Source organism: Tardiphaga sp. (genome assembly GCF_025356345.1).
In the GTDB taxonomy this organism is placed as follows: domain Bacteria; phylum Pseudomonadota; class Alphaproteobacteria; order Rhizobiales; family Xanthobacteraceae; genus Tardiphaga.
In genome coordinates this window covers 1-4,289 of sequence record NZ_JANXTC010000367.1, presented here as the reverse complement: position 1 = coordinate 4,289, position 4,289 = coordinate 1, and the positions used below count along the sequence as shown (strand labels likewise).

The 4,289-nt window shown below is 65.6% G+C and carries 6 protein-coding genes; 1 reads left to right on the top strand and 5 read right to left on the bottom strand.

Going from position 1 to position 4,289, the window contains the following annotated elements; genetic code table 11:
- Positions 1-575 (bottom strand): carboxyl transferase domain-containing protein (locus Q0S16_RS22130; RefSeq protein WP_295853182.1); only part of this gene is annotated, 575 nt, incomplete at its 3' end.
- A gap of 281 nt (positions 576-856) precedes the next feature.
- On the opposite strand from Q0S16_RS22130, the gene Q0S16_RS22125 reads away from it, so the two are divergent.
- Positions 857-1,318: a DUF4260 domain-containing protein gene (locus tag Q0S16_RS22125; RefSeq protein WP_295853180.1), complete on the top strand. Its 462-nt coding sequence runs from the start codon at positions 857-859 to the stop codon at positions 1,316-1,318.
- Here Q0S16_RS22125 and Q0S16_RS22120 read toward each other — a convergent pair.
- The 4 genes from Q0S16_RS22120 to Q0S16_RS22105 all read right to left on the bottom strand — a co-directional run.
- Complete coding sequence (locus Q0S16_RS22120; RefSeq protein ID WP_295853177.1) at positions 1,299-1,955, bottom strand: carboxymuconolactone decarboxylase family protein; 657 nt, start codon at positions 1,953-1,955, stop codon at positions 1,299-1,301. The genes Q0S16_RS22125 and Q0S16_RS22120 overlap by 20 nt on opposite strands.
- Before the next feature lie 84 nt (positions 1,956-2,039).
- On the bottom strand, positions 2,040-2,852 hold the full coding sequence (gene blaOXA, locus Q0S16_RS22115; RefSeq protein ID WP_295853174.1) for a class D beta-lactamase: 813 nt from the start codon (positions 2,850-2,852) through the stop codon (positions 2,040-2,042).
- Between the two features lie 66 nt (positions 2,853-2,918).
- A complete protein-coding gene (locus Q0S16_RS22110; RefSeq protein ID WP_295853171.1) occupies positions 2,919-3,185 on the bottom strand; it encodes an EscU/YscU/HrcU family type III secretion system export apparatus switch protein in 267 nt (88 codons plus the stop codon).
- On the bottom strand, positions 3,182-4,289 hold a 1,108-nt coding region (locus tag Q0S16_RS22105; RefSeq protein WP_295853169.1), incomplete at its 5' end, for a flagellar hook-length control protein FliK. The genes Q0S16_RS22105 and Q0S16_RS22110, both read right to left, overlap by 4 nt.

The window sequence follows — 4,289 nt, the reverse complement described above, 5'->3', positions numbered from 1 at the left end:
ACGAACATGTAGCTGGTGTTCTTCACCATGAAGATGAAGTCGGTCATGGCCGGCGAATAGACGTCGCCGCCGGCGCAGGGACCCATGATGACGGAGATCTGCGGGATCACGCCAGAGGCCTGCACGTTGCGGCGAAACACGTAGGAATAGCCGGCAAGTGCCGCGACACCTTCCTGGATGCGGGCGCCACCGGCGTCATACAGCCCGATGATCGGGGCGCGGGCCTTCATCGCCATGTCCTGGATCTTGACGATTTTTTGCGCATGGGTTTCCGACAGCGAGCCGCCGAACACGGTAAAATCCTTGGCAAACACAAAGGTCTTGCGGCCGTTGACGGTGCCCCAGCCGGTGATGACGCCGTCGCCCGGGATTTTCGATTTTTCCATCCCGAATTCGACCGAGCGATGCTCGACGAACATGTCGAATTCCTCGAACGAGCCCTTGTCGAGCAGCAATTCGATACGCTCCCGCGCCGTCAGCTTGCCCTTGGCATGCTGTGCCTCGATGCGCTTCTCGCCGCCGCCCAGTCTGGCACCGGCGCGGCGGTCCTCGAGGGTATCCAGAATGTCTTTCATGCTCGTCCCCAATGGCCGCGCGAACCATGCAGCCGCCTCGTTTCGTGGTTGGGATTTGTCTAGCACGCAGATTACGGCGGGGAAAATGCCCGATTTAGCCGGGTCACGCCGTCACCCGTAACCCGACATCCGACGGGCCGCCGCGGCGACGCAGCCACCCCGGCTCGCGATCACGGGTTTGCGGCAGCATCTTCAAAATGGATTGATCCACGCGCGCGCGCAATTCCATGGCGTCAACGATCCATTCACCCTATATGCCGGGTCCGCTCATGGAGACGGTCATGGCCAACATCATCATCAACGAAAACAGCGGCGCCGCCACCGGCGGCATCCGTGATCTGCTGCGCTGGGAAGGCGTCGCGCTGTTCATGGGCATGACCCTGTTCTACGTGCTGTCCGGCGCGCCGTGGCAGGTCTATGCGCTGCTGTTCTTCGTGCCGGACCTCAGCATGCTCGGCTATCTCGCCGGTCCCCGCATCGGCGCCACGCTGTACAATGCCGCGCATGCGACGATCGGTCCGCTGCTGCTCGCGCTGGCCGGACTGGTCTTGACGGAACCGGCGATGGGTTCGATCTCGCTGATCTGGCTGGCACATATCGGGCTCGACCGCGCCTTCGGCTACGGGCTGAAATATACCACCGGATTCAGCGCCACCCATCTCGGCCGCGTCGGCAAGGACGCGACCCAGATGGCCTCGAAGGCGGAGTCGGGCGTGGTTTCGGCTACGGCTCGCCGGGCTTGAACGGCGCTTCCTTGCCGGGCGGCGTGCTTTCCTCGGCCATCGCCAGCAGCATCGCCACCATCACATAATTGCCGGCCACCGCGGTCAGGTCGACAATCTGCTGATCGTTGAAGATCTTCTTGGCACGCGCATAGGTTTCGTCGGAGACCTTGCGGGTGGTGGTCAGTTCGGTGACGAAATCATAGACCGTGGCCTCGTCCTCGGCCATGTTAGCGGGCCGCTTGTTGGCCTTGAGATCGGCGATGATCTCGGGCGACAGGCCGGCCTTCTGCGCCAGCGGCGCATGGGCAAACCATTCGACCTGCGAACGCCACTGCCGACCGATGATGATGATCGCAAACTCGTTGAGCTTGACGGGCACGCTGGTGTCCCAGCGCAGATAGGCGAACAGGTCGAACAGTTTCTGGCCCAGCACCGGACTGCGTATCATCGGATTGTAGGGACCGGCGAGGCCGACGCTCGACACTTTCATCACCTGCTCGCCGAGCGGCTTCTGCTTGGCATCGAGCTGGTCCATGGTGAGTTGCGGGAAGCGCGGCTGCTTGCTGGTCGCCGGGGCCGGGATCAGCGTGGCCGCGAGCCAGCCGCCGGTCGCGGCCAGCACGAGCGACGACATCCAGAGCGAAATGGATTTCATGGGTGTTCCTCCGTGTTTTGTTTTATGCACGGAGCGTAGTCCAGCCATTCGTACCGCGCCAGCATTGCCGTTCAGTCCCATCGGTCAGATGGCGCCGATGTCCTTCAGGCAGAGTTGCGCGATCGCCATGCGGCTCGCGACATGTCTGGGCTCGCGGACGTCGAGGTTGAGCGCGAATACGGTCTGCTCGCTGCCCTTCTCCACCCAGCCGACGATCCAGCCGAGCGAAGGCCGGCCCTGCTCGGCGCCGAGCAACCCGGTCTTGGCGCGAATCACCGCATCGCCGACCCTGGTCACCGGCAGGATATCGCGGACCAGCTCCTGGCTGCGCTTCCGCGCCGGCAGCGTGCCGCGGCGCAGCCGGTCGACGAAATCGACCTGCTGCATCGGATCGATGCGCAACTCGCCGGTCAGCCAGAACTGGTCGATGCCCCCGCCAATATTGGCGTTGCCGTAATCGAAGTCGGTGAGATATTTCTGCATCCGCTCGGCGCCGATCCGGCGCGCGATCTCCTGATACACCGGCACCGCCGAGGCGGCGATCGCCGAGCGCAGCGTGTGATCCTGATTCCAGGCCGCGATCGCGCGCGCCACGCCGTCCCACTTGAACACGTCCTTGTCGGGATCGCCGACCACGCCGGTGTCCAGCGCGATCACCGAATTCGCGATCTTGAAGGTCGAGGCCGGCAGCGCCGCCTGCCCCGAACGATCCCTGTCGCTGGCGACGATCAGGTAGTCCTCGGTCTTGTAGCCAACGAAGGTACCTTCGGTGCCGTCATCGGCAAAGCGCCTGGCGAGGCCGTCGCGAATCTCGCTTCGCTGCGGCGCGACATTGGCGAAAGCCGTCGAAGCGACGGTGGCGGCAAGCAGGCCGAGCGCATGACGACGCGTAATCATGGGGTACCTGATGTGAGCGTGGACGGCTTCAGCTGCGCCCGGCATCGTGGTGGAATCATGACGCGCTCAGCGCACCCGGCCGGACAGGCGCAGCACGAAGATCAGGACTTCGGCCACCGCCTTGTAAAGCTCGGCCGGAATTTCCTCGCCGATATCGACATGTGACAGCGCGCCGGCCAGCGTCTCGTTTTCCTCGATCGGGATGTCATGCGCCCGGGCAACCTCGATGATCCTGGCGCCGACATGCCCACTGCCCTTGGCGGTGACGCGCGGCGCGCCGCTCTTGTCGTAATGCAGCGCGACGGCGAGCTGGCGCTTGGTATCGACGGTCATAGCGCGCGATCCAGAAAATGCCCCGCACTGGCCGGCGCGGCCTGAACCGGCGCGCCCTCGCGGATCACGATGTCGCCGGGCTGCAGATCGGCGCGGATCAGGGCCTGGCTGAGCTGCGCGGAGCCGGCCCGCAGCTGCGACGCCGTGGCGGCGCGCTCGGCCCACATTCGCACCGAGGTCTTGTCGCCGGTGAGCGAGATCAGCGCATGCACCGGACCCGCCGGCTCGACATCGAGCGAGAACCGCGCGCGCCACACCCGCTTGGCCGCCTCGGCCTCGCTGTCATGGCCGCCATCGCGCGAGATCTCGAACTGCGCCACCGCCGTGCCATTCGGCATCGCGAATGGGATTTCGAAATTCCAGCGCGGCGCGGTGGCATCGACACGCGGCCCGGCACCATCAATGTGGTCCGGCAGCGAGGCAATCTGCATCAAGGTCTGCCGCGCGATCGCGGCATCGGTATCGGCAAGCAGATGATGCAGGTTCTTGTCGAGCGCAACATCGGGCAGCAGCGACGGCAGCGCGAGTGGCTGCGCCACCGGCAAAGCGCCGCGCACCGGCGGCGACACGTTGCCGCGCGCAGAATTCGCCTCGGCATTGAGCGCGGTGGCCGTTTTACCCTTCGGCAGCAGCATCGACAGCAGCGCGCTCTCATTGAGCGCGTTGCTCGCTAAAACGCCCGCGGCTGGCGGCGCGACCTGCAGCGCTTCCTGCATCATGTTGAGCGCGGTGCTCACCGCCGCCGCGCGGGCCGCCGCCTGCGGCGGCGTCGCCGCCGACGGGACGATCACCGGCTTGCTGCTGAAGTCGACGAAATCTTCCACGGCGAACAGCCCGGCCTGCTGCAGCAGATCGTCCTGCGCCAGCAATTGCGGCATCGCGGAAGGGACGAGTGCTGGCGTCATTCCGGCTGGCAGGCTGGCCACCACGACCGGCTGCGCGCCGACCTGAACCGGCACCGGCTGCGCGCTACTGACCGTCGCCGGCGTCGCCGGAAGCGATGCCGTCAGCACCTGGCGCAGCACGATCAGCGCCGCTTTCATGTCCGGCATGGCGCCCGGCGCCGGCAGCTTTCCCGCGGCCAGCGCGGCTTCGAGAAACAGG

Coding starts and splice junctions, on each gene's coding strand:
- Q0S16_RS22125 (WP_295853180.1), top strand. CDS start 857: ATGGCCAACATCATCATCAACGAAAACAGCGGCGCCGCCACCGGCGGC.
- Q0S16_RS22120 (WP_295853177.1), bottom strand. CDS start 1,955: ATGAAATCCATTTCGCTCTGGATGTCGTCGCTCGTGCTGGCCGCGACC.
- blaOXA (WP_295853174.1), bottom strand. CDS start 2,852: ATGATTACGCGTCGTCATGCGCTCGGCCTGCTTGCCGCCACCGTCGCT.
- Q0S16_RS22110 (WP_295853171.1), bottom strand. CDS start 3,185: ATGACCGTCGATACCAAGCGCCAGCTCGCCGTCGCGCTGCATTACGAC.